Genomic DNA, 5,130 nt, shown 5'->3' with positions numbered 1-5,130 from the left:
CCGCCGTGGCCGTTGACGACGAGGATGCGCCGCGCGCCGTTGCGGAGCAGGGCCTCCGCCGTTTCCTCCACGACGGCCTGGACCAGCGGCAGGGGCAGCGAGACGGCGCCCGGCACGGCGTTGAAGAAGTCCTCGCCGCCGAAGGGCACGGGCGGCAGCGCCAGGGCGTCGGCGCCCAGCCCGGCCGCGCGCTCGGCCATCATGACGCACAGCGCGTCGGCGAGCAGGTAATCGCCCATCGGCGCGTGCGGCCCGTGCGTTTCCAGACTGCCCATCGGCAGGATGGCGCAGGCGCCGGCCGCCAAGCGCTCCGCCGCCTCGGGCGCCGTCAGCTCGGCGACGCGGTGGCTCAAGCCAGCATGTCCAGCGCGGCGCGGCACAGCGCCTGGACGCCGAGGCCGATGCAGCGCTCGTCCGGCTGGTAGTCGGCGTTGTGCAGGCGATCGTGGCGCCCCGGCGCGCCGGAGCCGATGCGGAGGTGCGCGGAGGGCACCACGGCGGCGAAGGCGGCGAAGTCCTCCGCGCCCATCACCGGCTCGCCTTCCGAGACGGCGCCGTCCCCGAACTGCCGCCGCACGCTGGCGACCAGCGGGTCGAGCACGCGGTCGTCGTTGACCAGCGCCGGGATGAGGCGGCGGTAGTCCAGGGCGCAGGACACGCGCATCCCCGTCTCCAAGCCCGCCACCAAGCGGCGCAGCGCCGCCTCCGCCGTGCCGCGCGCCTCCTCGTGCAAGGTGCGGACCGTGCCCTTCAGATGGACGCGCTCGGGGATGATGTTGTGCGTGGTGCCGCCCTGGAACTGGCCGATCGTCACCACCGCGGGGTGCAGCGGCTTGATCTCCCGGCTCACCACCGTCTGCGCCTGGGACACGAAGGCCGCCGCGGCGACGATCGGGTCCACGGAGGCGTGCGGGTGCGCCGCGTGGCCGGACCGGCCGCGCACCACCAGGTCGAAGCGGTCGGCGGCGGCGAGGTTCGCGCCGCGCACCCAGCCGAAGCTCCCCACCGGCATGTCCGGTTGGTTGTGGAAGGCGAGCGCGAGGTCGAAGCCCTCCGCGGCGCCGTCCGCGATCATCGCCGCCGCGCCTTCCAGCAGCTCCTCCGCCGGCTGGAACACCAGCGCGACGCGGCCGGCGAGGCGCGGCGCCAGATCCTTCAGCACCGCGGCGACGCCGAGCAAGGTGGCCGTGTGGATGTCGTGCCCGCAGGCGTGCATCTTGCCCGCCACCGTGGAGGCGAAGGGCAACCCGGTCTCCTCCTGGATGGGCAGCGCGTCCATGTCGGCGCGGATGGCGAGCGTCGGCCCGGGCCTGCCGCCCTCGATGGTGCCGACCACGCCGGTGCGGCCGAGGCCGGTGCGGTGCGGGACGCCTAGGCGCGCGAGTTCGGCCGCGACGATGCCCGCGGTGCGCGTCTCCTCGAAGCCCAATTCGGGGTGGGCGTGGATGTCGCGTCGCAGCGCCGCCAACCCCGGCTCCAGCGCCGCCGCGGCGTCCCGGATGCGCTCCGCCGGGTCGTTCGCCAGCAAGTGTCCCGACATTCCCGACCTCGCGCCGCCGTGGTGCGGCGAGGATCGCGGGCGGGCGCGGGGCTGGCAAGCGCCCGGCGGCGCCACGTTCCGAGGCCGGCTTGCTAGGCGCCGAGTCCCCGTGCCATACGGCCGGAAGACCCGAAAAACGGGGAGGGAGATGTCCGGGGGCTTGTCTCGCCGCGCCGCACCGACGGCGCCTGTGGCGGTCGTTTCCCGTTCTGTCGCTGCGCGCGACCGCTTCGCCGAGCCCGGCGGGCGGGCTGGCACGCTTCCGCCGGAGGCGCGCACGGTGTCCGTCCGCTCCGGCGCGGAGCGCCGGGGGCTTCTGGTGCGGGCGTCTGGCGCGCCCGTCGGTTGGAGGATTTCGTGAAGCGCGCCGCGGGTGCCGCGCGCGGCGCGACGGAGCCGGAAAGGGCCGCTGCATGAAAATCAATGAGAAGGACGTCGTCTCGGGGCTGTTCTTCATCCTCGTCGCCTTTGCGGGCCTCTACCTCAACGGCGGTTTCCTCGGCATCGGGCTGGAGCAGCACGCGATCGGCACGGCCCGGCGCATGGGGCCGGGCTACATGCCCATGCTGGTGCTGTGGGGCTTGATGGGCCTAGGCGCGCTGACCCTGGCCGTCGGCCTTTTCGAAGGACCCGACCCGCTGCAACGGTGGACGGGCGTCGAGACCGGCGTGCTGGCGTTGGCCGTCGCGGTCGGCCTCGCCGTGGGCTACGTCGCGCCCGCGCTGAACCCCGCCTTCTCGAACAACTACGTCGCCCTCGGCCTGGGCCTGCTCGCCGGCTTCTCCCTGCTCTGCGTATCCATCGGGTGGCGGCTCATCGGGTGCATATGCGGCGCCATGTGCGCCTTCTGCCTCCTGCTGGACGGCTTCGGGCTGATGGTCGCGCTGGTGGCGACGATCTTCATCGCCGCGGCCGCCGAGCCGGAGCACCGGAGGCGGCCGGTGGGCGTCCTCGGCCTCACGGTTTTCCTGCTCGCGCTGTGCTGGTGGGTGTTCATCAAGCAGCTCGACATCCGCGTGAACGTGTGGCCGCAGTTCTGACGGGAAGGGCCCCTTCGGGCGCGCGCAAAGGGACCTGACGGACCATGGAAACATCCTTCCTCGAGAACCTGGCGCTCGGCTTCGGCGTCGCGTTGAGCTTCAAGAACCTGGCCTTCGCGCTGATCGGCGCGCTGATCGGCACGGCCATCGGCGTGCTGCCGGGCATCGGGCCGGTGGCGACCATCTCGCTCCTGCTGCCGATCACCTTCGGCCAGGAGGCGACGACGGCCATCATCATGCTGGCCGGCATCTACTACGGCGCGCAGTACGGCGGCTCCACCACCGCCATCCTGCTCAACCTGCCGGGCGAGATCTCCTCGGTCGTCACCACGCTCGAAGGCTACAAGATGGCACGGAACGGCCGCGCCGGCGCGGCGCTGGCCACCTCGGCCATCGGGTCTTTCTTCGCCGGCTCGGTCGCCACGGTCCTCGTCGCCGCCTCCGGCCCGCTGCTGACGCAGGTGGCGCTGAGCTTCGGCCCGGCCGACTACTTCTCGCTCATGCTGCTCGGCCTGATCATCTCGGCGGTGCTCGCCCAGGGCTCGGTGCTCAAGTCGGTGGCGATGGTGGTGCTTGGCGTGGCGCTCGGCCTGGTGGGCACGGACGTGCAGACCGGCCAGCAGCGCTTCACCTTCGGCATCCCGGAGCTGTCGGACGGCATCAGCTTCGTCGCCCTGGCGATGGGCGTCTTCGGCATCGCCGAGATCATCTTGAACCTGGAGCGGCCGGAGGCGCGCGAGGTCCTCAAGACCAAGGTCGAGAGCCTCTTCCTCACGAAGGAGGAGTGGAAGCGCGCGGCGCCGTCCGTGCTGCGCGGCACCGCGCTCGGCTCCGTGCTCGGCATCCTGCCGGGCGGCGGCGCCTCGCTCGCCGCCTTCGGCGCCTACATGATGGAGCGCAAGGTCTCGAAGGGCCGGCACATGTTCGGCCAGGGCGCCATCGAAGGCGTGGCGGGGCCGGAAGCGGCCAACAACGCCGCGGCGCAGACCTCCTTCATCCCGTTGCTGACGCTGGGCATCCCGGCCAACGCGGTGATGGCGCTGATGGTCGGCGCGCTCATCATCCAGGGCATCCAGCCGGGGCCGCGCATGGTGGAGGCGCAACCCGAGCTGTTCTGGGGCCTGATCTGCTCGATGTGGATCGGCAACCTGATGCTGCTGGTCATCAACCTGCCGATGATCGGCATGTGGGTGAAGCTGCTCCAAGTGCCCTACAAGTTCCTGTACCCGGCCATCCTGGTGTTCTGCTGCATCGGCGCCTACAGCGTGAACAACAACGTTTTCGACGTGTACTCGACGGCGATCTTCGCGGTGCTCGGCTACATGTTCAACAAGCTGCGGATGGAGCCGGCGCCGCTGCTGATCGGCTTCGTGCTCGGCCCGATGATGGAGGAGCACCTGCGGCGCGCCATGCTGCTGTCGCGCGGCGACCCGATGGTGTTCCTCCAACGGCCGATCAGCGCCACCATGCTGGCGATCGGGGCGATCGCCTTGGGGGCGATGCTGCTGCCCAACCTGCGCAAGGGCAAGGAGCAGGCCATGGCGGGCTGACCGCCGGCAAGCCCCGCGCGCGCCCTCGAGAGCCGCCCCGGTTCAGCCGCCGGGGCGGCTTTCTTTTTTCCGGCTCCGACACTGCGGCCTCGGCCGCCCCCTCTCCCGGACGGCTCCCAGTGGAATGGCGGGTGGGGCTGCGGTCAGGGACCAAGCTGCGGCGGATGCGCCGGCGTGGCGGCGGACCTGCCCGCCCGACCGCCAGCCCCAGCAGCGGCGGCGCCGAAGCCCGCGAACATGTAGCCCGCGCCACGCACCGTCTTGATCGCCCGCGGATCGGCGGCTTCGAGCTTGCGCCGCAACCGGAGCACGAGGTTGTCCACGGTGCGGTCGTCCGGCCGGAAGGGCCGGCCGAAGACGCTGCGCGCGATGGCGTCGCGCGACACCGCGCGGCCGCGGCGCTCCACCAGCACCCGCACCAGGTCGAACTCGGCGGTGGTCAACGGACATTCCCGCCCGTCGGGGAGGAGGAGCTGCCGGCGGTCCGGCAGGAGGCGCCAGCCGTCGAGCGCCGCTTCCGGCGGCGCCGCCATGGCGTCGGCAGTCCCCCACTCGGCCCGGCGCAGCACGGCGCGGACGCGGGCCAGGATGGCCGCGAAGGGCGCCGCGCGATCCGCGGCGTCATCGGCGCCGGCGTTCCGCGCCAGGGCGCCGATGGCCTCGTCCAATCCGCCGACAAGGAGGATGCAGGGCACGCGGGACGCGTCGCGGAGCCGTCGCAGCGCCGAGAGCGGGGCGGCCGGGTCTCCTCCGCCGAGCAGCACGAGCCGCGGGGAAGGCATGCCGGCCCACCCCTCCACCAGGGCGTCGACCGTCCGGTGCGCTTCGCAGGGAAACCCGAGTTCCCCGAAGGAGGCGCGGAGGCCGGCGGCGAAATCCGCGTCCGCTTCGACGACGCCGAGGGCGGGCGGCGGCTCGCCGCAAGGCTGCCCGCCCGTCGGCGCGGCGGCGGCGGCGGCGGCGCCCGCGTGCATCAGGCCGGCGCCGCGGCCCGCGGCGC

At 72.9% G+C, this 5,130-nt stretch carries 5 protein-coding genes; 2 read left to right on the top strand and 3 right to left on the bottom strand.

All coding sequences use genetic code 11. The annotated features are described in order from the left end of the window. Both ABD067_RS21095 and ABD067_RS21090 read right to left on the bottom strand, forming a co-directional pair. On the bottom strand, nucleotides 1-353 hold a 353-nt coding region (locus tag ABD067_RS21095; RefSeq protein ID WP_343897375.1), incomplete at its 3' end, for a creatininase family protein. Continuing rightward, nucleotides 350-1,540, bottom strand: coding sequence for a M20 metallopeptidase family protein (locus ABD067_RS21090; protein ID WP_343897374.1), 1,191 nt, complete (start codon nucleotides 1,538-1,540; stop codon nucleotides 350-352). The genes ABD067_RS21095 and ABD067_RS21090, both read right to left, overlap by 4 nt. Before the next feature lie 413 nt (nucleotides 1,541-1,953). On the opposite strand from ABD067_RS21090, the gene ABD067_RS21085 reads away from it, so the two are divergent. Together ABD067_RS21085 and ABD067_RS21080 are read left to right on the top strand one after the other, a co-directional pair. Beyond that, on the top strand, nucleotides 1,954-2,580 hold the full coding sequence (locus ABD067_RS21085) for a hypothetical protein (protein ID WP_343897373.1): 627 nt from the start codon (nucleotides 1,954-1,956) through the stop codon (nucleotides 2,578-2,580). A 44-nt stretch (nucleotides 2,581-2,624) separates the two neighbouring features. Continuing rightward, nucleotides 2,625-4,130: a tripartite tricarboxylate transporter permease gene (locus ABD067_RS21080; protein WP_343897372.1), complete on the top strand. Its 1,506-nt coding sequence runs from the start codon at nucleotides 2,625-2,627 to the stop codon at nucleotides 4,128-4,130. Between the two features lie 143 nt (nucleotides 4,131-4,273). Here ABD067_RS21080 and ABD067_RS21075 read toward each other — a convergent pair. Beyond that, nucleotides 4,274-5,130: winged helix-turn-helix transcriptional regulator (locus ABD067_RS21075; RefSeq protein ID WP_343897371.1), on the bottom strand; the 857-nt coding region annotated here is incomplete at its 5' end.

The organism is Craurococcus roseus (assembly GCF_039523795.1).
Lineage (GTDB): Bacteria > Pseudomonadota > Alphaproteobacteria > Acetobacterales > Acetobacteraceae > Craurococcus > Craurococcus roseus.
Note: the sequence above shows the minus strand (reverse complement) of the source record. Positions and strands in the feature narration are given on the sequence as shown.